A 23,754-nucleotide genomic window follows, 5' to 3' on the forward strand; every position below is an offset into this window, starting at 1 on the left:
GATGAGTACTTACAGAATTTTATTAGTAGATGATGAAAGAATTATTCGGGAGGCCATTGCCAGAACAGTGGACTGGGAGGGGCTTGGACTCCAGTTGATTGGGACAGCGGCAGATGGGCTTCAAGCATGGGAGCAAATCGAGGCGTTGAGACCGGATATCATTCTGACCGATATTAAAATGCCACGTCTGGATGGTTTGGAACTCATCCGTCGGACGAAAGAGCAACAGCCCGAGGCGCGATTCGCGGTGCTGTCAGGTTATGATGAATTCGATCTTGCTGTAGGGGCGATGAGCATGGGCGTGAAACATTATCTGCTCAAGCCGTGCGACGAGCAAGAGATTGGTAGAGCATTGGGCGAACTCGTCCGTGAATTGGACGAAACACGTCGCCGTGACCAGCTGATCGTTGCCGCTCGTAAAGCGGACGAGTCAAGAGCGTCAGAACGCGAGCCGCTGCTCGCGCTACTGCTGGAGGAGCCTCTAGCCGAGGACGCTGCTGAGCGTCTGCGGCTAACGCTGCAGCTGCAACGCCAGACGAGGCTTCGCCTCATCTTCGTGCAGTGGGAGAAGATCACCGCGTGCCAGGAGCTGCGCGTTCGTGAAATCGCCGCAGCGCAGAGCGGGCCTGGCCGGCCGCTGGGGCTAAGCGCAGTAGCGGGGAATCGGCTGCTTGCGGCCGTGGCAGATGCGGGGCTTGCGGAAGCCGTGGCAGCGGGATCTCGGCTGCGCGATGAGCTTCAAAGCCGCTGCCCAGGCTTGCAGCTCACAATGGCGGTCAGCGATGCGGGATCAGTAGATGAGCTATCGCAGCTATACCACGATGTGCAGTCCTATGCGGCTTTGGCTTTTTATCTTGGCGCAGGCGGCATAGCAACGCGAGAGCTTGTTGAGCCGCAGCGGGCAAGGAACGCTGTGCCTGAAGCGGCAAGTGGGGAATTAATCGCAGCCGCACTGCGTATGGGGGACATGGAGGGGGCGCGCTACGAATTGGCAGTTTTCTTCCAATCGCTTGCCGCTGCCCGCAACGAACGTCACACGTCACTCAGTTTATGCTTGCAACTGTTGACCATATTGTTCAAGGAAGTCCCTGTGGAGGAGCTGCAAGGGAAGATAGCCAAATTGCTGAGCCTGCCTACACTGGGTGATATTGAAACTTACGTTGCATCCGAAATGGAGCAATGGGGAGAACGCTTCGGCGAGACGCAGCGAAATAAAGGAACAGCCATTGTGCTGCGCATGAAGAGGCTGATTGCCTACCACTTAGCCAGCGAGGACTTGTCGCTGCAATGGTTGTCACAACAACATATGTTTATGAACGCGGAGTATTTGGGGCGTTTGTTCCGCAAGGAGACAGGCGAGAAATTCTCGCAATATTTGACGCGCCAGCGAATTGAGACCTCGAAGAAATTGATTGCCACGGAGACGGAAAGCAAAATGTATGAAATCGCTGCACGTTCTGGCTTTGGCGGCGATCAACAGTATTTCGGCAACGTATTCAAAAAGTATACAGGCTATTCGCCGCTTGAATATAGAAAGAGCCTCACAGAGAGGGATCACTAGTTTACGTTAGTGTACGTTGATTTCTCTCGGATTTTCACAAAAAAAGTATCGGATTTTTCTATATGGGTTTGACGAGATCAGGTATATACTCATTTTAATTCATAGTATTCACATATGTTTTTACGTAAAAAGAGAGGGAGAAGGAGATGGCGAAGGACGGATGGATTCGGAATCAACGCGAAGAAGAGATTGCGGACCGATCGGATCGATTGGCTGCGCATTTCGCAGAACGGTCAGCTCAGCATGACGCAGAGGGCAGTTTCCCCTTTGCCAATTTCGCGGATCTACATGATGCAGGCTATTTGCGGCTGACACTGCCCCGGATATATGGCGGAGAAGAGGCAAGCCTTTACGAGCTTGTGCTTGCACAGGAGCGACTAGCACGCGGCGACGGATCGACGGCACTGGCTGTTGGCTGGCACGTCGGGCAATTGTTGCAACTTCGTACTACGCATGCTTGGCCAGAGGCGCTGTTTGCATGGTTTTGTAGAGAATCGGCCACCAATGGGACGTTGATTAATCACTTGGCGTCGGAGCGGGCAACAGGGAGCCCAAGCCGTGGTGGAAGACCGGAGACGAAGGCAGTTGCCACGGATAAGGGGTGGCTGCTGAGCGGGCGTAAGACGTATAGCACACTAAGCCCTATTCTCACGTGCTTTACGGTTTCGGCGGCGATAGAAGGGACAGAGGAAACCGGCGAGTTTTTCGTGCATACCGGGCCAGGGGTTCGTGTGGAAGAAACATGGAATACCTTAGGCATGCGTGCGACAGGGAGTCATGACGTCGTGCTGGAGAACGTATTCGTGCCAGATGAGAAGCTAGTGAGCCGTTCGGGATCACCACGCAAGGAGAGGTTGCCCGATGCTGGGGGATGGCTGCTGCATATACCTGCTTGTTATATTGGGATTGCCCATGCTGCCAGGGATTTTGCGATCCGTTTCGCGCTGAATCATCGGCCGAACAGCTTACCCGGGCCGATTGCAGATCTGCCGAATATCAGGCGTCAAATCGGCGAAATGGAAGTTTCGCTGATGACGGCACGGACCCTGCTGTATGCTGTTGCAGACCGCTGGGACCGAGAGCCAGAGCAGCGAGCATCCCTCAAGCCAGAGCTTGGATTGGCCAAATATGTGGCCACCAACCAGGCCATCTCCATTGTGGATACCGCGATGCGCATTGTCGGTGCTGCGAGTTTATCCCGTGCGCTGCCACTGGAACGCATGTACCGCGATGTACGGGCAGGGCTGCACAATCCGCCAATGGACGATTCTGTGATAAGTGGGCTAGCCCAACAGGCATTGAACGACTGTAAATAATTTTATAAAAGGATGGGGATTCCGACGATGACTCGAAAAATAACAGGTTTAACATTCGCTTTGACTGCTGTAGTAGCCTTAGCAGGCTGCGCCAACGGTGGCTCTAGCAGTTCTAGTGCTCCTGCTGCCACAACGGCTGCCGCAACTGCGGCAACGGCTGGGGCTACGCAGGCAACGGTTTCTAAAGATCCGGTTACCTTGCGCATGACCTATTGGGCAGGCTCGCAGCTGACGGTAGACCGGAATAATGCCGTTGTGCAATTGTTCCAGAAGGCGTATCCGAATATTAAAGTCGAGGCGGAATATTATGCTGGCGATGCCTATTGGGACAAAATGAGCGTGCTTGCGGCTTCAAATAATTTGCCCGATGTGATCAGGATGGACTACTCCAAAATTACGAATTTCGTTAACAAAAACTTACTATTGCCCCTTGATGACTACCTGAAGGACAAAACGATTAATCTTGATGGCGTCAACCCGATACATAACGCGGGTGGTCGTTTCAACGATAAGCAATATGGCATCAACATTGGCAATAATGCACTGGTTATGTTCTACAACCCGGAGCTGCTTGAGAAAGCTGGCGTCAAACCGCCAGGGGATAACTATACGTGGGAGCAATATGAGAAGGATTTGCGTACGTTCAAAGACAAGCTCGGTATTTTCGGCGACACGCACCTGACCCAATCGCACTTCAGTGTCTGGCTTCGCCAGCATAATAAGTCGCTTTTCAGCAAGGGGCAAGATGCGCTTGGATATGAGGACGATCAGCTCTTCATCGATTTCTTCAAGCAGCAGCTTCGTTGGCAAAAGGATGGGCTCGTTACACCGCTTGGCACAGAGCTTGAGGTGAAGAGCTTGGAGGATGGCACTTTCACGAAGGGGCAGACTGCATTCGGCGGCTTCGCATATTGGAGCAATCATGTCGATATCATGGAGAAACAATTGAAGAAGGATGTCGGGTTAGCACCGTATCCGGGCGATGGCAAAGGCATGTATATTAAACCGTCCTTCTTCCATTCCATTTCCAAATCTTCCAAGCATCCGAAAGAGGCGGCGCTCTTCATAGATTTCTACACGAATAACATTGATGCAGCCAAATCACTGAATGCCTACTTCGGTATGCCGTATAATCCTAAGGTCATTCAAGGTATCCAAGATACGTTCACAGAGACACAGAAGCGCGTCGTTACCTACCTAACGAATGTTGAGAAAACGGCCTCAACTATTGATGCTCCGGAGCCTGCGGCTGGTGCGGAAGTGAATAAGGTGTACAAAAACATCAGTGACGAAATCCTGTTTGAGAAAACAACGCCAGAAGAAGGCGCAAAGCGATTCCGTAAAGAAGCGAATGCGATTCTGGCAAAAGGGAAGTAACAATGAACAGTGGAGAGAAGCGCGGGGGAGCTAACGTACTCCCTGCGTTTTCGCTTTGTACAGAAGAAGGGGGAAAGTAATATGGTGCAACCTGCGCGAAGAAGGAAGCTGCGGGATTATAACAATGCTGCGGGTTACGCGTTCATTTCGCCATGGCTGATTGGATTCATCCTGTTTTCCGTCGCACCGATGATCGTTTCGCTTGCGCTCGCATTTACCCAGTATGATATCTTATCACCGCCTGAATGGGTGGGGCTTCGTAATTTCAAGGAAATGTTCACGGAGGATCCGCGGTATTGGAAATCGGTGACAGCGACACTCCTGTTCGTGTTTATTGCTGTTCCGCTACGGTTGTTGTTCGCGCTCGCTGTGGCGCTGCTGTTAAACACAAACTTAAAGTTTCCTGCCCTGTTCCGATCGGCCTTTTATTTGCCAACGCTGATTGGCGGAAGTGTCGCCGTTGCGGTGATGTGGCGTCAATTGTTCGGCGCTCAGGGCGCGGTGAATTCGCTGCTGACAGCGGTAACCGGTCATGCTTTTCAAACCTCATGGATTACGCATCCCTCAACAGCGATAGTCTCGCTTATTTTGCTTGCCCTATGGCAGTTCGGTTCGGCCATGCTCATCTTTCTAGCGGGGCTCAAACAGGTACCGAAGGAGCTGTATGAGGCAGTAACTGTGGATGGAGCAGGAACGTGGCAGCGATTCCGCTGGATTACCCTGCCCTTATTAACGCCCGTTATTTTTTTTAATCTAGTGATGGGGATTATTAACGGCTTTAAAGTATTTACAGAGGGGATGCTCGTTACGGGCGGAGGACCTTTCGATAAAACGTTGTTCTATGCCCTATATGTGTATGAGAAATCATTCCGTTATTACGAGATGGGCTACGGGTCAGCCATGTCCTGGGTGCTGCTTACCGTGATCGCTTGTTTCACCGCTGCGCTGTTCGCCACATCCCGCAATTGGGTGCACTATGAAACGAGAGGGGAGTAAGCCACATGCTGATGAAACGAGGTAAACACGTGTACACAGTTCTCAGGTATGCCTTCACATCCATCTTTGCTCTAGGCATGATGTACCCACTGTTATGGATGGTGTCCAGCTCTCTGAAAGATACTAGCGAGATCTTCATTCATGCGCATCAACTGATTCCATCCCAATTCAAATTCGCCAATTACACGAACGGGATCAAAGGATTCGCAGGAATCTCATTCGTTGTTTTTTTCAAAAACTCCATCATCATCACGTTCTTCTCCGTCATCGGAGCTGTCCTTTCATCCCTCTTGACCGCTTATGGATTTGCTCGGATTCGGTTTCGCGGAGCTGCCATTTGGTTCGCATGCATGATGACAACGATGATGCTGCCGCATGAGGTCCTAACAATTCCGCAATATATCCTGTTTCAGAAGTTAGGGTGGATCAATACGTTCAAACCGTTAATCATTCCCTCTTTTTTCGGCGGGGCCTTCTTCATTTTCCTGCTTATTCAATTCATGCGTGGCATACCGAAGGAGTTAGATGAGTCGGGCAAAATCGATGGGTGCGGCGTTTTCGGAATTCTAATACGAATCCTTCTTCCGCTGCTGGTATCTCCAATTATTACGGTATCGATCTTTAAATTCTATTGGACATGGGACGATTTCTTCAGCCCCTTGCTATACCTCAATTCACCGAAGCTCGCTACGGTGGCGTTAGCCCTCAAAAACTTCTCAGACCCTACGATGCAAACCGATTGGGGAGCCTTATTCGCCATGTCAGTCCTGTCGCTTATCCCCATACTGCTCGTATTCGCCTTCTTTCAGAAGTATATGGTTGAGGGGATCAGTACGACGGGGTTGAAAGGATAAGCTGGATGGATGTATGCGAAATTTCATGGATAAAGATCTAAAACCGAATCGACCCTCGTATAAATAGAGGGAATGTTCGGTTTTTCGTGATAATTGGAAATTGATACCATTGACAGCTAATGTGAGTTGTCATATATTTATCACAATTAAACCGAGTTATCTTATAGGGATTAGGAGATGTCGATCATGCAAAACAACTTAGTAAGCGCATTTCAGACTAACTGGGTCAGTTTAGTTGTCTCATTAGTCGTGATTGGTTTTATCTATTTTTTGGGTAGAAAGAAAGTTAGTTTCGGGAACCGCGTATTCATCGGTTTGGGACTTGGTATCATCGCAGGGGTTATTTTCAATCAGGCAGGTCTGCAATTCAAGAGTGTTAGCACGATCGGAACGATTTACGTCAACCTGATTAAGATGCTAGTTATGCCACTGGTATTTATTCTTGTTATTAATAGTATTTCGTCGTTGTCCAACATGGCTCAACTTCGTAAATTAGGTTTCAAAACGATTGGTTGGTTCCTACTTACAACGGGAATCGCAGCTTTGATCGGTCTACTTGTAGCATTAGCGATTGATCCAGGTAATGGCATCGCACAAGCAGTTCCGAAGGATTTTAAAGCCAAAGAAATTCCAACGTTCTCCCAAGTTATCTTGGATCTCGTACCATCCAATCCAATTAGCGACATGGCGAGTGGTAAAGTTGTACCGGTTCTCATCTTCGCGATTTTCGTAGCTGTAGCGATCGTATCCGTAGGTTCCAAGAAACCTGAGGCTGTAGCATCTGTGAAGGCGTTCATTTCCTCAGCTGCGGCTGTTATGCATCAAGTTGTTAAGTACGTAATTCGTTTGACACCTTATGGGGTGTATGCGTTGATCGCGGCGATGGCAGCTAAATATGGTTGGGAAACGTTAGAGCCATTAGCTAAAATCATTCTGACTTCCTACGTGGCATTGATCATCCACTTCGTCTTGGTATTCGGTGGTCTTGTACTGTTGGTTGCGAAAGTGAATCCGATCAAATTCTTCAAAAAGGCGTATCCAACGATTGCTGTTGCCTTTACAACACGTAGCAGCTATGCAACACTTCCTGTGAACTTGGAAGTTATCACGAAACGCCTTCGCGTATCACCGCGTATCGCAAGCTTCGTGGCACCGCTTGGGGCGACGATGAACTTCAACGGATGCGGCGGGGTTTGGCCGGCGGTTGTAGCGATTTTCGTAGCCAAAGTATATAATCTTCCACTTGGTATCTCTGAGTATCTATTGTTGATTCTAGTAGCTGTCATCTCCTCCATCGGGGTAGCTGGTGTACCAGGTCCTGCATCCATTTCGACAACGGTTGTATTGACTGCACTTGGCTTGCCGCTTGAAGGTATGGGTCTAGTATTAGGCGTAGAAGCATTGATCGACATGGGTCGTACAGCAGTAAATGCAACTGGAACAACTGTAACAGCATTGCTTGTAGCAGAATCCGAAGGCGAATTCGACCGCGCTGCGTTCGATCGTGACGAGGAAGAAGAATTGGAATTAGCAACTGCTTAATCCATAGACATGAAGAAAGACGAACAGCACCTTGGGTGCGTGTTCGTCTTTTTGGTTTGTTTGGATATAGGTACTACAGCCGCGGAAATACATAGCGAACCAAGAAATACAGCAGTCCGAAAATGATAATGATGTATGCTGCATATTTGATAAAGGTTGATGCGACGAGTCCCTTGTCGTATTTTTGCTCAATTCGCTTCTGCTCAATGTCTACGCTTTTTGTAGGCTCCATTGTGTTCAGCTCCCTTGAATGGTATGGGTGATCTCTATACCAAGTAATACCCGTGCGGGTGGAGAATGAATCACCGGGGACCTCGACATTTTTGCACATTCTAGTTGCACTTTCTAGTGCATGTTCTAGCTCCCCTAGGGGGGGGGCCAGCATCATTAGATGGAAAATCTACAGTTAAACGGGCTGATTTTACTCGATATCTCCATTTAAATGGAAAAACTCCAGCTAATTCCGCATCATTCGTCCATTTCGACGATGATATGCATAATTAGCTGGAGGAAATCCAGTTATTCTAGATAACTGGCGTTTCTTGAATGAAATAGCTGTAGTTTTTCCAGTTAATGAAGTTCAAGAGAGAGTGCGTCAGGAAGTGGGGGGTTCAGTAGGAGTTAGGAGTACTAGGAGTACACCTAGTCCTGCATCGCCGCATGCGTCCCCGCCATATAGCCTGTGGAGAATGCTGCCGTGATGTTATACCCACCCGTGTATCCGTGGATATCGAGGATTTCCCCACAGAAGTAGAGTCCTTGAACCAGCTTCGACTGCATCGTGCTCGGGTCCACTTCTTTGAGCTGAATGCCGCCGCCGGTTACGAACGCTTCTTCCAAAGATAGCGTCCCCTTGACGATAACAGGGAAGGCTTTCATCAGCTTGCACAAGTCCAACCATCTCTGCTTCGGAATGTTGTCATAAGTCAATTGCTCATCCAGCTCCGACTTCGCAAGCAGCAGCGGAATGAGTCGCTCGGAGAGCAGGGGCTTTAGCACGTTTTTGATCGCTTTCTTCGCGTCGCTCTTCGCGAGCGCCATGCTCTGGCTGTACACCTCGTCGGTGCTCTGCTCAGGGAAGAAATCGACCGTAACGAGCACTTCTTTGCGCTCGGATTTGTTCAGTTCCTTCACGACGAACTGGCTGCAGCGCAGCGCGATCGGCCCAGACAGGCCGAAGTGGGTGAACAGCATATCACCGCGATGCGCGATGATCGGCTTCCCCTTCGCGTTCAGCACGCTGAGCGTCACGTCGCGCAAGGAGAGTCCTTGCAGCTCGCGGCTGCGGATGAAGGGCTCCTTCGAGGTTAGCGGAACCTCGGTCGGAAACAGCGGCGTGATCGTGTGCCCGCCGGCCTCAGCCCACGCATACCCGTCTCCGGTGGAGCCGGTATGCGGCACGGAGCATCCGCCGGAGGCGACGATCACAGCGCGGCTGGTGATGGTCTCTCCGCCCTGCAGCTGAACGCCGCTTACGGCGCCGTCTGCATACAAGACCTTTTTGACCGGACTGTTGGTCCGAATCTCCACACCCTGGCGCCGTACTTGGCCGATCAACGCGTCGACGACGGTTTTGGCCTTGTCGCTGATGGGAAACATCCGACCGTTGTCCTCTTCTTTGAGATGGATGCCGAGGTTTTCAAAGAATGCAATAATATCCTTATTCCCAAAATGGGTGAATGCACTATAAAGGAAGCGCCCGTTGCCGGGGATGTGCTTGATTAATTCATCCATGTCTTTGTTGTTCGTCACGTTACATCTGCCGCCACCCGAAATGCCGAGCTTGCGCCCCAGCTTATCTCCTTTATCGACGAGCAGCACATTTGCGCCGTCCCTGCTTGCAGCAATACTAGCCATGAGGCCAGCGGAACCGCCGCCAATTACAATTACATCGTATGCCATACCAAACTCCTTGACTCATTTTTGCAAATTGTATCATTAATTAGAGGAATATAGAAGCACTCCTATCGCCGCCCTCAGCAATCGAAGCGGCCTGCCTTTCTGTACACTTTGATTATTTATAGTTAATAATCCACCGAATAAATGCTATCACTAAGAGTATCAAGCCAATCCCAATTAGAGATATTCCCACTATAGCTTGTGGTAATCCAGAGAAATCTGGTCCATTTGGTCGAGTAGCCCAGGTTACTGCACCAATAATAATTGACATTAATCCTACTATTGTTATCTTCATACCTCTGATTACCATCCTCTTACTTACCATTTAAATAATAGGGGAGAGCCCGATTCCAAAGTGCTAAATACCAGCCAACCCCCTATTTTATTTTTTTTATTACTGTAGCTGAATTGTTTGGGCCGTTTAGTATTAAATCCCTCGTTCCAGTATTTAAAAAAACTCGATACTGTTCTCCGTCACAACCTTTTACTTCATAAAAAACGCCATTTGTATAGCCAGCGATCCATGAACCAATATGATATTCGTAAATATCTTCAATTGTGTAAGAGCATTTCAATTTATTGAAATATTCTTCAACGGCCGTTTTCCCCTTCTTTTTATCTAATTTATAGCTTAAATGGCCGTACAGTTTATAAGAAAGGATAGGCAATAAGATTATTAACAGCAATACTAATATCAAAATCATTAAAGTTTTCATTGTTTTACTCATTTGCTACCTCTCTTTTATCAGTTAAATAATGGAAAGTGCTTATTTAATGTACTGTATTTCTTTAATATTATAAATATATATTTGCTTTGGGATGGTCAGACTCTTTGCTCAGCTTCATGAATTCACAGATTAACAGAATCGGGGGGAGAATCAATAAACGCACAACTGGATACAAGCGGCGGCTGTTACCTTGCAACATTAGTCGAATTAATTCAGGAGGTAGCGACAAAAACTGAAAAGAAATTCACAACAATCTCTTTTGGCAATTTAAGAAGTTAGTTATTGAGACAAAAAAAAGACCCCCATGAGTAAGCAAGAGCCCAATTAACAGGAGAGAATAGAGATGTAATACTAATAATGAAGAGATGTCTGACTTTATAAACTCCGAAATCCGATCACCGCGATGTGCGATGAACGCAAGATACACACAAGACGTGGATAACTTGTTGATAAAACAGCCCTTTTCGTGGATAACCGGCCATCAGTTTGTGGATAATCGCAGGTGGATTGTGGATAACCTGCGTATTTTCCTAATTTCATCCACAAACGAGCCTCGATACAAATTTTTAGTTAAAACTATCAACATCCCCCTTACCTTGCTCATCCCTAAAATGATAATGATCCACGTGGAGATCTAACCAACGATGTCTGAGGGAAGTTTCCCGTCCGAAGTAGTGAAGCTCATTCTGTTTGGTAAGCACGATGGCTTCGCAAGTGTCACTGCGTTTGGCGAGAAGGGACAGGCCAGCCTCTAGGCCAAGTGAGCCTAACAAGCGTGCCCATACATGGCAGGCCACGAGATCCTGACCAGCGACGGTACACTGCAGTACATCGCTGCTGGAGTCCCCATCTTTGTAATCTTCGAAGGGACTGTACGTAGACAGAGCTCCCTCTGGCATCACAATCGCACCTAACTTGGTGTCTTCGTTCCACGGATTTTGGATCCCGATCATCCATGGCTCCTGCTCGGCGCTAGATGGTCCCCATACGGTTACATCGCCCTGAGACAGCAAGCGCCCCCGCGAAATCGATAAGGTTTTCTTCAAATAGTCCGTTAACCGTTTCAGCGACCAGCTTTTGTCGAGTCCTTGCAAATGAATAGTGGTATGCTCGGGAAGCATAACGGATTTGGTTGTCGGATTTACCCGCCAACATTGCGTTGCAGGAGCAGGCGAGTGTGTTAGTGTTGTTTCTCCTTTATATAGAAGAGGTGTATAGTTACCGTCTGTGAGGGCTTGGTACATTTCTGCAAGGAAGAGCACCTCTAGCATCGCGTTGGATACAAGGCAACTTTCGCCAGCTAATGTATTTAAAAGGTTAATTTCACTGTCCGGGTGTCTGTGGCTGAATCGCCTCTCTTCGCGCCCGAACCATTCGTTGCCGATCTCATGAATGCGCAGCTGTTGTTGCTGCTCACCCAGGGGAAGAAGAAGTTCAATTGCCGAGTCCATGGTTTGAAAGTGAAAAGGGAGGAACGCGTTTGTTGGCATTGTCATCAGAAATTCCTCTTTTCTGTCGGATCCATACTTTGTATGAGATCAGTATATGAGGGATAGCTGAGATGGAATTGACCATTTGCTGAAAAATAGCTGAAGATGCTAACTTTCAGCTAGCATTCAGCCGCTGCTCAGATTGCTTTTAGGCAGGATATGGGATACTAACTGTAGAAGTCGTGTACGAATGAATTTCTCGGGGGAGACGATTGCAGATGCGCCAATTAAAAGGGATCAAAATATTACTCGTCGATGACGAACCGCATATCTTAGAATTTCTTGAACTAGGTTTAACGAACGAAGGTTTTGAAGTGATGACGGCGCAGGATGGTATCAGTGCGATTACAGCTTGCAATAAATTTCAGCCGCATATTGCGATTCTGGATGTTATGATGCCAGGCATGGATGGTTTCGAAGTGTGTCGCATGATCAAAAAGACGGACAATGTCGCGGTTATTATGCTGACTGCCAAAGATGAAATCGATGATCGGGTGAAGGGGCTAACGCTCGGAGCCGACGATTACATGATCAAACCGTTCAGCTTTGAGGAGCTGCTGGCGCGGATTTATGCTCGGATTCGAAACCATTTTCCAAACTTGTTCGGAGAAGTCATTATTGGGCCGCTTCGCATGGACGATCGCCGCAAAGAAATCAGCATGCATGATCGGATTCTAGAGCTGTCGCCAACGGAATACGAATTGCTGAAATTTATGGCCATCAATCACGGGCTCGTGCTGAGTAAGACGATGATTCTGGATAAAGTGTGGGGGTATGATTTTGGCGGTGAGGAAAATATTGTGGAAGTGTACATACGTTCCCTGCGTGACAAGTTAGGAGACAAGGAGCACAAGTTGATTCGCACCATTCGCGGCGCGGGGTATCGGATGGATTTGACATGAAGACGCGCGCTTGGTTCGCGGCTGTCTTTGAGACGAGATCCTTAAAGTTTCAAATTTTATCTCGCACCTTACTGGTCATGTCAGCACTCTTGCTGTTAATCGGCGTGTTTCAATATGTGTTCATGCAGCAGTTTATGTTTCAAAATAAAGCAGAGACGATTCGCAATCAGCTTGCAGCGCTGCCGCCAAACGTGTGGATTCGGGCTGAGTTGGGGGGAGATAAGGGGACGAGCCCTTTCTTGCCTAGGCAGGATTTCATGCGCAACAATCGGCAGGATAATTTCGGTGAAGGTCCGCGGATTTTCGTCCCGGATTTAACCATTGCCCTCATTGATGATAAAGGTGCCTACAAACTCGTTTCCTCCCAGGATGAACAGTCGACGTTGGAGCTGGACAAGGAAGAGTATATGAGAATCCTGCAAAAACGCACGAAGAAACAGGATCACCTGATCATGAAAGACAGCAAAGGCAACGAGCAATTAGTTGTTTTTCATCAAATCGGGGGAGGGGAACCGGATCGTCCCCGCGGCTTTCAAGCGCTCATTCAAGCAAGCACTAACACAGCACCGATTAAGGATGTTCTTCTAAGGCAGCTGCTTACGTTCTTGTTTCTATCCATGCTGGCGATGGTCATCGGGTTGCTAGGCTTCCTGCCTGTGCTGCGGCGGACACTTGTGCCCCTGTCTAATTTGGTCGATACGGTAAAAAGCATTGACTCGGGTAACTTGAATGAACGGTTTCCTGACCATCAAGGGCAGGCGGAGATGGATCGCTTGGCAACTTCCTTCAATAGTATGTTGGAGCGCTTGGAATTTTCGTTTGAGGCGGAAAAGGAAGCGAAAGAGCAGATGCGGCGTTTTGCTGCGGATGCTTCGCATGAGCTTCGCACGCCGTTGACCTCCATTCATGGCTTCCTGGAGGTGCTGCTGCGAGGAGCGTATCAACAGCCCGAACCGCTGTTGAAAGCGTTGAAAAGCATGCATGGCGAATCCGTCCGCATTAACAAATTAGTAGAAGACCTGCTGCTGCTGGCACGGTTGGACCGAACGCCGTCTTTCCAGAAGACGGAGGTGGACATGGAAGATGTGCTTCATGAAATGGAGCATCAGCTGCGTCTGCTTGCAGGGGAGAGGGAGGTCACCTTCCTCTTGGAGCCAGAGGCACAGTGTCAGTGTGACCCGGACAAAATCAAGCAAGTTATTCTCAATTTGTTCCATAATGCGGTCCAGCATACACATCCGGAGACAGGTGAGGTGCGAGTCTCACTTACGAAAAAGGATGCAGGCGTTGAGATTGCGGTACGCGATAATGGTCCTGGGATTGCGCCAGAACATATCGCGCATTTGTTTGATCGGTTTTACCGCATCGACTCCTCGCGGGCAAGACGCAGCGGCGGAGCGGGCTTAGGCCTGTCGATAACGCGCTCCATCGTGGAGCTGCATGGCGGAACCATCCATGTGGAGAGCAGCGTTGGCGAGGGAAGCGCGTTTATCGTGCGGCTGCCGCGATAGGTAGGTAGAAGAAGAGGCTGACGCTGAGGCGTTGGCCTCTTTGGTTGTTGGGGATGTGGCATGGAGAGGAACATGCAGATCAAAGTGGGGGTTGCCGCTGGGTGGATGCCGAGAATTCACCCTCGGCGGCGGAAATAGATGGATTTCATACAGGTAAACTGTATGGAAATCGCTGTTTTGAGCAAATAGATGGATTTCCTGTAGCTAATTTCAGCCTATATGGCTGATTTTACTGAAATCGTCAGAAATAGATGGAGGAAATCCAGTAAAACGTAAATACTAGGAGATTCTGCGGGAATTAACTGTACTTTTTACAGTTAATGGTCGTGGGGGATTATTCCCGCGCGCCCTCAACCCCTCGTACCCCCCAACAACCTAGCAGCCCAATTCACAAGTTATAGCTATCTACGATAGACAAGCTACTCCAACACCCGTGCCCCACTAACATAGCATCTAAACGCACAACGTAATCGCCACCCGCTAAGACAAGCTACTCCAACACCCGTGCCCCGCTAACATAGCATCTCAACGCACAAAGTCACCGCCTCAATCCCGCAACAAGCTACTCTGTACCATCCTACTATGTGATAGCAAAGCTTTTCCCGCACATAAACATCAAAGAGGTCAACCCTAAACGGTCGACCTCTTAGACATCTACAGCGATGAGACAAGCTTACGGCTTTTGGGGCGAAGTGCCCATGAAGCCATGACGAGCGCTAGGAATAGCAGCGGTTGGACGGCAAGCGCGAAGCTGTCGCCATTCAGAAGATGCGAAGCGGCAGCACCCGAGAGCTCGAAGAAAAAGCCTGCGTAGGCCCACTCTTTCAGTCGCGGAAAACGCGGGATTAGAATGGCGATGACAGCCATCAGCTTCCAGAAGCCAAGGATAGTTAAGATATATTCGGGATATCCGAGCCCAGTCAACGTAGTGATTTGCTGCTCACCATGGGTAATGAAGAAGAATCCGCCGATGACGAAACTTGCAGGCCCCAGGATGGTGGTCACCCAGTAAGCGATTAACCTATTACGCTCTTTGCGATAAGACATTAGACAGAGTCCCCCTCTTTCAGAAATGCGCTCATATCATCCTTATTCTACCATAACCCGAACAAAAAGCGAACACCAGTACGCAAAAAATACATATAAAATTTCCCTTGGTATTTTCAGCCAATTCTCAGATAGCTCTCAACCAACCTTCAGTTTACGCTCAGATGGATTTCAGGTAAGGGGTCTATACTTGGTTTTGTAAGGGAAACACACAAATCCAAAGATGAGGTGGAATACATTATGAAAAAAATTAGCAAAAAAATTCTCGCAGGTTCACTAGTAGCATCTTTTGTCATCGGAGTAGGCTTAGTAGGAGCCTTACATAATGAAGCGTTCGCAGATACAGTAGTAGGCAATTCCACGAGCACGGCGGCATCTAAAGCAGGACAGGGTGGCAAAGGTTTTAACGATAAAGGCCGTGGACAAATGGGAGATCGCGGTGGCTTCCGTGGCGGCAACGTCATCAAAGAAACGGCAACGATTCTAGGCGTTGAAGAAAGCGCCGTGCAGGAAGCACTGAAGGCTGATAAAACATTAGCAGCTTTTGCCGTGGAAAAAGGTCTAACAAAAGAAGATTACTTGTCCAAACTCGTTGCAGCTGAGACAGCTAAGATTACAGCTGAAGTAACCGCTGGTAAGCTTACACAAGAGAAGGCAGATGAGAGAATCAAAGGTTTGAGCGACCAACTAACGAAGCAAATTGACAGCACGGGTTTTAAGGGTGGTTTCCCAGGTGGTCCTGGGGGTAAAGGTGGCCCAGGGGGCTTCGGTGGCGGACACTTCGGCAACCCAGAAGTTATCACGACCATTCTAGGTCTTACGCAAGATGAGTTGAGAACAGAGTTGGAATCAGGCAAATCCCTTGTAGATATCGCAACAGCGAAAGGGATTAGCGAAGATGATTTGATCAGCAAAATCAAAGACGGTATGACAGATTCGATTAAGAAAGCTGTAGAGGAGAAAGGCACGGCTCACCAGCGTCCTGAGGGTGGTCAAGGCCGTCCAGATCGCAAGGCGTCCGCACAATCAGCAACACCAGCCCCGACAGCTAACAATTAAGGGAATGCTAGAGGATGTTACAGGAAGCTGCTCACGATGTGAGTGGCTTTTTGTGCTTGGCGTGGAAGGTTAGGTGTGGAAGGTTCGCTGTAAAGTAGCTAGATGGAGGGGGATCTTAAAGTAGCTAATCTTTATAAATGGAAAATATACAGTTAATTACGTGATAATTATGGAATTATTTCAATTAACTGTAAAAAGTACAGCTAATTTCGAACTATTAGGCAGAAAACGTTATAAAGCGCAGAAATAGATGGAGTTTTTCCATTTAATTTCAAAATTTGATAGGAAAATACGAAGATTAGATGGAGTTTTTCCAGTTATTTGTGTGGAGGCGGACGGGAAGTGGTCTTAAGGTGTGCGGAAGGTGGAGGGAAGGAAGCCTGGGGATGACGGGAGCGGACAGGAAGTGGTCTTAGGAGCACAGAAGCGGACGTAAGGCAGTCTCGGGAGTCTGGAGGCGGCCCCCGCCACGCCTCACCTTTTTCAGCAAACACTCAGCATTCGTTCAACTTACTTTCAGCTTACACTCAGACAGGTTTCAGTCGCTCCTAGTAGACTACTTCTTGTGAAGATTGTACGACCTAGGCAACGAGTGTTTAGGTAAACCGGGAGAGGGGTTATGACGGATGAAAGCAGGCAGTAAAAAAAGGTGGCTTATTGTAGCCCTGGCAGCCATCCTGTGTGGGGCAGGTACATACTATTATGTACATAATAATGCGAAGCCAGCTGCAACGGCAGCACAACAAACGACAATGAAAGTGACCAAGGGCGCCATTTCGATGGCTGTATCTGGTACCTCCCAATTGGACGCTAAGGATAAGCAGAACATCGTGATTCCGATCGAAGGGATCATCAAAACGATGAATCTAACCCAGAACCAAGCGGTCAAAAAAGGTGATGTGCTCGTCGAGCTTTCTGTTCCTTCAACGGAAACGAATCTCAAGGAAGCGCAAGTGACTTTGGGACAGCTGGAGAGTGATTTGGCTGAGCTCAAGTCTGAACAAGGAAATATGAGCGTATCCGCTCCGATGTCAGGCAAGATTACGTTGAATGCTAATTTCGATGTTGGCAGTCAAGTGAATAAAACGACGAAGATCGGTACGATTTCAGATACAACGCAGTTTAAGGTGAAGTTGCCATTCTCCTTGCAAGAAGCTGTTCAATTGAAAAAAGGTGACCCTGTAGAGCTCAGCGTAGACGGCTACTTGTTATCGAAGGTCGGTGCAGTTGATACGATTGGTCACGAAATCAGCGCCGACGCGAATGGGAATAAAGTCGTACTTGTCGATGTGCTTGTCGATAATGACGGAACACTATCGGCAGGATTGAAAGTCAAAGGCAGCATCGGCAGCGGCACGACTAAGATAGCGTCTTCTGATCAGGCTGAGCTGGCTTATGTGCGGACGGCATCTATTTTCTCCGAAGCTAGCGGAACCGTGAAAACGTTGAAATTCAAAGATGGTGACACGATTAAACAAGGCGATCTGATTGTGACCCTTTTTAACGACGACCTCCAAAAAAATGTTGTTGCCAAACAATCCGCCATTGAAAGTCAGAAAATTCGTGTCAGCGATGCCCAGCAAAAGGTGGATCAATTAACGATCAAAGCACCGTTTGATGGCGTGTTTTCGGCGGATTTTGCCAACAGTAAAAATAACGTCCTTCGCAATTACCCGGTTGGCGCCCAAATTAATGCAAACACCACGCTCGGTGCAGTGGCAAGCCTAAGTACAATGCAGCTCGCAATTGCTGTGGATGAGCTTGATCTAACGAGCGTGAAGGTCGGGCAGAAAGTTAACGTAAAAGTCGATGCAATTGCAGGAAAAACGTTTACAGGCGAAGTAACATCTGTATCCAATGTGGGTACAACGACGAATGGCGTGACCACGTATGATGCGGTTGTGGCGATCCCGAATACAGCACAGAACGATTTGAAATATGCAATGACGGCGACGGCTGAAATCCTCATCCAAGATAAGAAAGATATCCTCGTTCTTCCGATCCAAGTAGTAACTACAACAAGAGGCAAGTCGACGGTTACGGTGAAGAAGGCCGATGGTACAACCGAAGAGCGAGAGTTAAAAGTTGGCATTCGAAGCAAAACGCAAGTTGAAGTGCTCGATGGCGTAAAAGAAGGCGATGAGGTTGTCATGCCGGTTCGCCGAGCAACAACGACGACGAACCAACAAGGGCAAGGCTTCCCGGGCGGCGGTGCCTTCCCAGGTGGAGCTGGCGGTTTCCAAGGCGGTGCAGGCGGAGCTGGCGGCGGTGGTTTCCAAGGTGGCGGTAATGCTGGCGGTGCGGTAAGAGCGCGTGAATAGGAGCTAATCTCGCCCGGAAAGGAGTTAATGGGATGAATATCATTGAGCTAAATGAAATCACGAAGAGTTACACCCGTGGTGCAGAGGAATTGCAGATTTTGCGCGGCATTACTTTGCATATTGCGGAAGGGGATTTTGTCGCGATTATTGGTCCCAGCGGATCGGGGAAATCGACGCTGATGAATACGATTGGGCTGCTCGACAGCCCGACGTCGGGTTCATATACATTAGATGGCGTAGCGACTGAGAAAATGTCAGACAACGGACTTGCTCAGCTGCGCAATCGGAAGATTGGTTTTATTTTTCAACAGTTTAACCTGTTGCCAAGGCTGACAGCGACGGAGAATGTCGAGCTGCCGATGATTTATGCGGGAATCCCTGCGAAACAGCGAAGAGAGCAAGCCCAGCATATGCTCGAGAAGCTTGGGATGGGGGCACGTGGACATCACAAGCCAAGTGAGCTTTCGGGTGGACAGCAGCAGCGGGTTGCGATTGCGCGAGCATTGGCCATTTCACCGTCGCTCATTCTAGCGGATGAACCGACTGGTGCATTGGATTCGAAAACGGGCATCGAGGTGCTTGAATTAATTAAAGAGTTGAATCAGCAAGGCAATACGATTGTGTTAATCACGCATGATCATCATATCGCAGACAATGCGAAGCGTGTGGTGGCACTGCGGGATGGCGAGATTATCAGCGATATACGCAATGAAGCTTGGTCGGTTGAAGTGCCTAAGCTAGAGGAGGCGCATTCATGAGAATTTGGGAGCTTTTCCAAATGGCGATGAGTACGATTCGCTCGAATCCGCTACGAACGATACTGACCATGCTTGGCGTTATTATCGGGGTTGCTTCGGTGATCACGCTTGTATCGATCGGTCAAGGAACATCCAAAGCCATCGAAAAGCAATATGAAGGACTGGGAACGAATCTCCTGACAGTTAACCTGATGGGAAACGGGCGCGCCACACAGTTGAATTACGATGAATTCATGACCCTAGAGGGCACATCCGGTATCTCGTCCATTGCACCCACAATGACACAGAATAGCTCCATTAAATTCGACCGCACAACGGAGAGCTACAATGTGATCGGAACGAATGACCGTTATTTGGAGTTGCAAAAAGGGAAGATGGCCAGCGGACGTTTCCTCGCGCAAGCGGATCTGGATTTCCGCAATCACGTTGCGGTTATCGGGAGTGAAGTGGCTGCGAAGTTTTTTGGCAAGGAAGATCCGATCGACGAAGAAATTAATGTGAAAGGCTACATGTACACGATTATTGGTGTTCTTCAAACGAAGGGCTCGAATACGAGCGGAACCTCTTTGGATAGCTCGGTGTTGGTGCCGCTGCCGACGATGAGTCGGGATTTCAAGCTAGGCAACATCCGAACCGCCTATGTGGAAGCATCCTCTGGTGATCTCGTTAGCCGTGCACAATTAGCCGTTGAAGCTTACCTATATCAGAAATTTAAAAGCACGACTGGCTACAATATTTTGAACTCATCCGAACTCATTAGCGCGAGACAAACGGCGTCTAGTACATTGACGAATCAATTGGTTGCTGTGGCAGCGATATCCCTGCTTGTCGGCGGGATCGGAATTATGAATATTATGCTCGTCACCGTGAGTGAGCGAACGAGGGAGATCGGGATTCGGAAGTCGATTGGGGCGAAGCGGAGAAATATTTTGCTGCAATTCCTAGTCGAAGCTACCTTGATTAGCGGGATGGGCGGGTTGATCGGTTTAGTGGTCGGAGTCGGCTTATCACTGGCCTGGCCGTATATCAATCCAAGCCAAGAGACGAGCCTATCGCTCGATGTTGGGTTCTACGCGTTCTTATTCTCAGCACTTGTTGGTGTCATTTTCGGTTTATATCCAGCGAATAAAGCATCGAAACTAAAACCTATCGACGCACTGCGTTACGATTAGGCAACAGGAGGTTCTTACCATGATTCGTCAACTAACATCGATTGGAATTACATTTAAAATGAAACAAACAAGTCTGGCTGTGCTGCTCACAGGAAGTTTGCTAGCTGCCTCATGGGCAGCTCCGGCGCCTTCCGCGCACGCGGCTTCTGAGGGTGTTTTCATCTCGAAGGATTCTTATTTTATGCTAAATAGAGCGGCACTTTCGTCTTCGTCTTTGCAATTCTCAGTCCTGTTCCATAATGGCGAAAATCAGGCGTTGGATTTTAACAAGTATGGTGTACGCGTAACAGATCGTGCTGGACAAAGCTACACGGCTAATTTGAGTGAGAAGAAGAGCGGCATCGTAAATGGTGGGCAAGAAGAAAGCTTCCGTTTCTACGCCAACTTGCCAGCTGGTGAGAATGCCGCTGATCTCAAAGTGGATGTATTCCGCTGGGATTACAATAAATCCGATTTCATGAACCATCTCGGCGAGCTGCCGGTTGCCTCCGTTATCCAAGAAGGGCAGCTGGAAGCGCCAGAGGAAATCATCAGCTTGCGCACGCTGGACAGTACACTTGCGAGTGACTCGTCCCTTGCTTTTAGGTTGGGTCAGAGCGTACGTGTGACGGAGAATGGCAAATGGTATATGTACACGCAAGTCGCAGCGAAGAACTTAGGGTCTAGCAGCGTGAAAGTACCAGCAACCTTGCTGGCTAGGCTTGTGGATGCCAATGGCATGAAATACACGGCGACGGTTGCGAGCGGGGCGGATACGGCTATTCTGCCTAATCAGTCCGATACTTTGACGCTCAAGACGCTTATTTCCAAAGGCACGCCAACAAGCGGTCTGACGTTGGAATATTATTACCTCAATCAAAGCGAAGATGTTTCACTGGGAACATTGGGAATGAATTCATCGCTGAATACGGTAGCTTTGGGCGTCAAACAGAGCTATGCGGGACAGCAAGATGGTGAGAACGTTACAGCGAAGGCAACCTCGTCTACGTATTCGGTTCAAGCGGATGGTGTCCACGTGCAAACGGTGGTTACACTAAGTAACGATGGGGAAGTAGTTGCACCTATTCCTGCGTTGACAGCTTCCTACCAATTCGGGGATTCAGGTTCGTCCGTTTCATCGACGGATAATACTTCGCGTAACGGGTTTCTAGCACCGAAGGAGACGGCGACGTATTACTTCAATGCGACGTTGCCAACGGGCGTCGATCCGAATGCGGCACAGCTTGTGCTGTGGCAGAAAGCTGCGGCGAGCACGGGAAGCACGACGGGGAGCGGGACAACGACCGGAACAGGAAACAGTGGCGCCACGACAGGCAGCGGTGCCTCGACAACAGGTAACAGTGGGACTTCGACTGGAACAACAGGAACAACAGGAACAACAGGGACAACAGGGCAACAGCCTGTAGCTGTGTTCCTGCTCAAAGGTGCTAGCGAAGCCCAAAACGGCTTCACTACGGCAGTAAATTATGAGCTTGGCACAAAGCTTGCTTTGGGCAGCAGCGTTGTAAATCCGAATCTCGATGTATCACTCATTGAGCTTCATGCACATGAGAATGACGATCTTGGTTACAAAACCGCGATCGCCAAATACAAAATCACGAACAACGGCACGAGCACACTCGCGCTGCCTGCTCTTCAGAACGAGCTCATCGATAATAAAGGCAATGCGTATACGGGGTCTCGCCAAAGTGCGGCGGCTACGCAAATCACACCAGGAAGCTCCTATGTGGTCAGCTACTCCTACTTGCTGCCTAATAAGGGAAGGGATGACGAGGATCAGTCTTTTGCACTGAATGTGTATGATGATAAGTCTGTGTCGGAAGGCAATGTGTCCGCAGGGACGTTCAAAGTGGCTCTACAGGGCGAAGAAACGGGAGATACCATTGCGATCTATCCATTCTCGCTTAAAGTGAATGACTACTCGATTGGCTGGACGTATAGCGGCGGAACTTATTCGTATGTTCTTCAACTAGATATGGATATTACCCATGAAGATCAAGTCATTATTGATTCTAATTTCTCCAAAATCCAATTCGAAATGGTCGACTCTCTCGGTCGTATCGTTGGCACCCAAGATGCTTCACTCATGGGCACGGGCAAACTAACGAGCGGCATCCAACGAGTAAGTATTTCCGGTTTGAAAAACGAGCAAGTGCAAACTGGCGTCATCGTCAATATGTATGAAGTCATTGACACGCCGAACGGTACGGCGAAGCGCCTTCTGAAGAAATTTAAGTAAAAGAGAAACAGCCCGCCCCTTGGATTTGCTGGGGGTTGGGCTGTTTTTTTTGCGTATTAGCCGATAAATACGAAAGCAGAAATACCAGAACGAACCGTACGTGTACGGAAGATGACGCCGTCTGCATCAAATGTTCTAAGCACTAAAGTACGAGTAGTAGGGGTGCCAATTGTACGGAATACGGCAGTTCCAAATGCATCAAAGCGAGCAGTTGCAAGGCGTGTTCCATTTAAAGTACGAGCCTCACAGAAAAAGCCTGAAGTGACGAAAGGAACGCCGGCGTTATCTACCCAAAGGATAGTAAGTCGTCTAAGTGTTTGTGTAGGACCAAAGTTTTTGCCGAGCGGGACGCGCGTGTATGACTTACCTAGCTTGCCAGAGTCTCTGAGAGTAGGGATGCTACGTTTTGCGTTTGACATGTTTGTTTCACCTCCTTCTCTCTATCTGCTTATAGTAGATGTGGAAGGAGGCATGCCCGTTAACTAGATTTACCTATGTAAGAGAAAATGTGTGAATAGACTGTGAGTTTAGCAGATTTCAGATTCGGTGGTTGTGCAAATGGGCACATCAATAAACGTTGTTAATTCCATCCAAGCGAATAACGGCAGGATAAAGTATGATCTGTCTTGGACTTGTCTGCTTCTGCGCATCTATGTGAGCGAAAGCAAGAGTCTAACCTTTTTATACAAATATCAAGAAGAAATTTCCATAGCGACAGTGGAATTGGAAATCTTTGAAGCCCTTGCCTGCTTGAGATGGCTGTTGCTCGACCGAGTTGCTGGAGTACCCAAACATGCGGATACAATGAAGAGGGTAAGGAAAATCGTCAGGGATAATCGGTTTTTAAATGAGCGTGCGCTTCTGTAACTGTGTATAAGTTATCAATTATTGGAAGGTAGCGTTACACACAAAAACTGCTATAATTGTCCTTATTATTCAAACCAATTCAATGATAGGGTGGTGCTTGATGTGTCTGCTACGC

Annotated in this window: 21 protein-coding genes; 15 read left to right on the forward strand and 6 right to left on the reverse strand. The window is 48.5% G+C overall.

Annotation, left to right across the window (positions count from 1 at the left end; genetic code table 11):
- Position 1: 1 nt before the first annotated feature.
- The 6 genes from A8708_RS17815 (at position 2) to A8708_RS17840 (ending at position 7,646) form a co-directional block, all read left to right on the forward strand.
- Positions 2-1,561, forward strand: a complete 1,560-nt coding sequence (locus A8708_RS17815; protein ID WP_068665830.1) for a response regulator transcription factor — start codon at positions 2-4, stop codon at positions 1,559-1,561.
- Between the two features lie 146 nt (positions 1,562-1,707).
- Positions 1,708-2,877, forward strand: a complete 1,170-nt coding sequence (locus A8708_RS17820) for an acyl-CoA dehydrogenase family protein (RefSeq protein WP_068665831.1) — start codon at positions 1,708-1,710, stop codon at positions 2,875-2,877.
- Between the two features lie 27 nt (positions 2,878-2,904).
- Entirely contained in the window at positions 2,905-4,254 is a 1,350-nt protein-coding gene (locus tag A8708_RS17825; RefSeq protein ID WP_068665832.1) for an ABC transporter substrate-binding protein, read from the forward strand.
- An 81-nt stretch (positions 4,255-4,335) separates the two neighbouring features.
- Entirely contained in the window at positions 4,336-5,250 is a 915-nt protein-coding gene (locus A8708_RS17830) for a carbohydrate ABC transporter permease (protein ID WP_068665833.1), read from the forward strand.
- A 5-nt stretch (positions 5,251-5,255) separates the two neighbouring features.
- On the forward strand, positions 5,256-6,104 hold the full coding sequence (locus A8708_RS17835; protein ID WP_239696751.1) for a carbohydrate ABC transporter permease: 849 nt from the start codon (positions 5,256-5,258) through the stop codon (positions 6,102-6,104).
- A 186-nt stretch (positions 6,105-6,290) separates the two neighbouring features.
- Positions 6,291-7,646, forward strand: coding sequence for a dicarboxylate/amino acid:cation symporter (locus A8708_RS17840; RefSeq protein ID WP_068665835.1), 1,356 nt, complete (start codon positions 6,291-6,293; stop codon positions 7,644-7,646).
- A 73-nt stretch (positions 7,647-7,719) separates the two neighbouring features.
- Here A8708_RS17840 and A8708_RS35880 read toward each other — a convergent pair whose 3' ends face one another.
- The 4 genes from A8708_RS35880 to A8708_RS17855 form a co-directional block, all read right to left on the reverse strand.
- Positions 7,720-7,878, reverse strand: coding sequence for a hypothetical protein (locus A8708_RS35880; RefSeq protein ID WP_167355901.1), 159 nt, complete (start codon positions 7,876-7,878; stop codon positions 7,720-7,722).
- Between the two features lie 410 nt (positions 7,879-8,288).
- On the reverse strand, positions 8,289-9,548 hold the full coding sequence (locus tag A8708_RS17845; protein WP_068665837.1) for a BaiN/RdsA family NAD(P)/FAD-dependent oxidoreductase: 1,260 nt from the start codon (positions 9,546-9,548) through the stop codon (positions 8,289-8,291).
- Positions 9,549-9,922: 374 nt separating this feature from the next.
- Complete coding sequence (locus A8708_RS17850; protein ID WP_068665839.1) at positions 9,923-10,273, reverse strand: hypothetical protein; 351 nt, start codon at positions 10,271-10,273, stop codon at positions 9,923-9,925.
- A gap of 566 nt (positions 10,274-10,839) precedes the next feature.
- Positions 10,840-11,769, reverse strand: a complete 930-nt coding sequence (locus tag A8708_RS17855) for an FAD:protein FMN transferase (protein ID WP_068665841.1) — start codon at positions 11,767-11,769, stop codon at positions 10,840-10,842.
- A gap of 212 nt (positions 11,770-11,981) precedes the next feature.
- Between A8708_RS17855 and A8708_RS17860 the strand changes: the two genes are divergently transcribed.
- From A8708_RS17860 to A8708_RS36160, 3 genes are read left to right on the forward strand one after another with little or no spacing between them, the layout of a single operon-like run.
- Positions 11,982-12,665, forward strand: a complete 684-nt coding sequence (locus A8708_RS17860) for a response regulator transcription factor (RefSeq protein WP_068665843.1) — start codon at positions 11,982-11,984, stop codon at positions 12,663-12,665.
- On the forward strand, positions 12,662-14,176 hold the full coding sequence (locus A8708_RS17865; protein WP_068665845.1) for a sensor histidine kinase: 1,515 nt from the start codon (positions 12,662-12,664) through the stop codon (positions 14,174-14,176). Before A8708_RS17860 ends, A8708_RS17865 begins: the two co-directional genes overlap by 4 nt.
- Before the next feature lie 53 nt (positions 14,177-14,229).
- The gene (locus A8708_RS36160; protein ID WP_204787585.1) at positions 14,230-14,403 is read left to right on the forward strand and encodes a hypothetical protein; all 174 of its coding nucleotides are present in this window, start codon (positions 14,230-14,232) and stop codon (positions 14,401-14,403) included.
- Between the two features lie 427 nt (positions 14,404-14,830).
- Here the strand turns inward: A8708_RS36160 and A8708_RS17870 are convergent, their stop codons facing one another.
- Positions 14,831-15,223 (reverse strand): DoxX family protein, encoded by a 393-nt coding sequence (locus A8708_RS17870; protein ID WP_068665847.1) that lies wholly within the window; start codon positions 15,221-15,223, stop codon positions 14,831-14,833.
- A 240-nt stretch (positions 15,224-15,463) separates the two neighbouring features.
- Between A8708_RS17870 and A8708_RS17875 the strand changes: the two genes are divergently transcribed.
- From A8708_RS17875 to A8708_RS17895, 5 genes are all read left to right on the forward strand, one after another.
- Entirely contained in the window at positions 15,464-16,282 is an 819-nt protein-coding gene (locus A8708_RS17875) for a hypothetical protein (RefSeq protein WP_068665849.1), read from the forward strand.
- 626 nt (positions 16,283-16,908) lie between these two features.
- Positions 16,909-18,603 carry an efflux RND transporter periplasmic adaptor subunit gene (locus tag A8708_RS17880; RefSeq protein ID WP_068665850.1) on the forward strand — a complete coding sequence of 565 codons (1,695 nt, stop codon included), beginning with the start codon at positions 16,909-16,911 and terminating at the stop codon, positions 18,601-18,603.
- A 32-nt stretch (positions 18,604-18,635) separates the two neighbouring features.
- Complete coding sequence (locus A8708_RS17885; RefSeq protein ID WP_068665852.1) at positions 18,636-19,361, forward strand: ABC transporter ATP-binding protein; 726 nt, start codon at positions 18,636-18,638, stop codon at positions 19,359-19,361.
- Positions 19,358-20,533 carry an ABC transporter permease gene (locus A8708_RS17890; RefSeq protein WP_068665854.1) on the forward strand — a complete coding sequence of 392 codons (1,176 nt, stop codon included), beginning with the start codon at positions 19,358-19,360 and terminating at the stop codon, positions 20,531-20,533. The genes A8708_RS17885 and A8708_RS17890 overlap by 4 nt, the downstream gene beginning before the upstream one ends.
- Before the next feature lie 19 nt (positions 20,534-20,552).
- A complete protein-coding gene (locus A8708_RS17895; RefSeq protein WP_068665856.1) occupies positions 20,553-22,772 on the forward strand; it encodes a hypothetical protein in 2,220 nt (739 codons plus the stop codon).
- A 56-nt stretch (positions 22,773-22,828) separates the two neighbouring features.
- On the opposite strand, the gene A8708_RS17900 is transcribed toward A8708_RS17895, so the two are convergent.
- Positions 22,829-23,191 (reverse strand): hypothetical protein, encoded by a 363-nt coding sequence (locus A8708_RS17900; RefSeq protein ID WP_068665858.1) that lies wholly within the window; start codon positions 23,189-23,191, stop codon positions 22,829-22,831.
- 139 nt (positions 23,192-23,330) lie between these two features.
- On the opposite strand from A8708_RS17900, the gene A8708_RS17905 reads away from it, so the two are divergent.
- Positions 23,331-23,639, forward strand: coding sequence for a hypothetical protein (locus A8708_RS17905; protein ID WP_068665860.1), 309 nt, complete (start codon positions 23,331-23,333; stop codon positions 23,637-23,639).
- The last annotated feature ends 115 nt before the right edge of the window (positions 23,640-23,754 follow it).

Source organism: Paenibacillus oryzisoli, assembly GCF_001653565.1.
Lineage (GTDB): Bacteria > Bacillota > Bacilli > Paenibacillales > NBRC-103111 > Paenibacillus_E > Paenibacillus_E oryzisoli.

What these genes read in the sequence shown, in the direction of transcription:
- A8708_RS17815 (WP_068665830.1), top strand. Translation starts at nt 2, where the DNA reads ATGAGTACTTACAGAATTTTATTAGTAGATGATGAAAGAATTATTCGG.
- A8708_RS17820 (WP_068665831.1), top strand. Translation starts at nt 1,708, where the DNA reads ATGGCGAAGGACGGATGGATTCGGAATCAACGCGAAGAAGAGATTGCG.
- A8708_RS17825 (WP_068665832.1), top strand. Translation starts at nt 2,905, where the DNA reads ATGACTCGAAAAATAACAGGTTTAACATTCGCTTTGACTGCTGTAGTA.
- A8708_RS17830 (WP_068665833.1), top strand. Translation starts at nt 4,336, where the DNA reads ATGGTGCAACCTGCGCGAAGAAGGAAGCTGCGGGATTATAACAATGCT.
- A8708_RS17835 (WP_239696751.1), top strand. Translation starts at nt 5,256, where the DNA reads ATGCTGATGAAACGAGGTAAACACGTGTACACAGTTCTCAGGTATGCC.
- A8708_RS17840 (WP_068665835.1), top strand. Translation starts at nt 6,291, where the DNA reads ATGCAAAACAACTTAGTAAGCGCATTTCAGACTAACTGGGTCAGTTTA.
- A8708_RS35880 (WP_167355901.1), bottom strand. Translation starts at nt 7,878, where the DNA reads ATGGAGCCTACAAAAAGCGTAGACATTGAGCAGAAGCGAATTGAGCAA.
- A8708_RS17845 (WP_068665837.1), bottom strand. Translation starts at nt 9,548, where the DNA reads ATGGCATACGATGTAATTGTAATTGGCGGCGGTTCCGCTGGCCTCATG.
- A8708_RS17850 (WP_068665839.1), bottom strand. Translation starts at nt 10,273, where the DNA reads ATGAGTAAAACAATGAAAACTTTAATGATTTTGATATTAGTATTGCTG.
- A8708_RS17855 (WP_068665841.1), bottom strand. Translation starts at nt 11,769, where the DNA reads ATGACAATGCCAACAAACGCGTTCCTCCCTTTTCACTTTCAAACCATG.
- A8708_RS17860 (WP_068665843.1), top strand. Translation starts at nt 11,982, where the DNA reads ATGCGCCAATTAAAAGGGATCAAAATATTACTCGTCGATGACGAACCG.
- A8708_RS17865 (WP_068665845.1), top strand. Translation starts at nt 12,662, where the DNA reads ATGAAGACGCGCGCTTGGTTCGCGGCTGTCTTTGAGACGAGATCCTTA.
- A8708_RS36160 (WP_204787585.1), top strand. Translation starts at nt 14,230, where the DNA reads ATGTGGCATGGAGAGGAACATGCAGATCAAAGTGGGGGTTGCCGCTGG.
- A8708_RS17870 (WP_068665847.1), bottom strand. Translation starts at nt 15,223, where the DNA reads ATGTCTTATCGCAAAGAGCGTAATAGGTTAATCGCTTACTGGGTGACC.
- A8708_RS17875 (WP_068665849.1), top strand. Translation starts at nt 15,464, where the DNA reads ATGAAAAAAATTAGCAAAAAAATTCTCGCAGGTTCACTAGTAGCATCT.
- A8708_RS17880 (WP_068665850.1), top strand. Translation starts at nt 16,909, where the DNA reads ATGAAAGCAGGCAGTAAAAAAAGGTGGCTTATTGTAGCCCTGGCAGCC.
- A8708_RS17885 (WP_068665852.1), top strand. Translation starts at nt 18,636, where the DNA reads ATGAATATCATTGAGCTAAATGAAATCACGAAGAGTTACACCCGTGGT.
- A8708_RS17890 (WP_068665854.1), top strand. Translation starts at nt 19,358, where the DNA reads ATGAGAATTTGGGAGCTTTTCCAAATGGCGATGAGTACGATTCGCTCG.
- A8708_RS17895 (WP_068665856.1), top strand. Translation starts at nt 20,553, where the DNA reads ATGATTCGTCAACTAACATCGATTGGAATTACATTTAAAATGAAACAA.
- A8708_RS17900 (WP_068665858.1), bottom strand. Translation starts at nt 23,191, where the DNA reads ATGTCAAACGCAAAACGTAGCATCCCTACTCTCAGAGACTCTGGCAAG.
- A8708_RS17905 (WP_068665860.1), top strand. Translation starts at nt 23,331, where the DNA reads ATGGGCACATCAATAAACGTTGTTAATTCCATCCAAGCGAATAACGGC.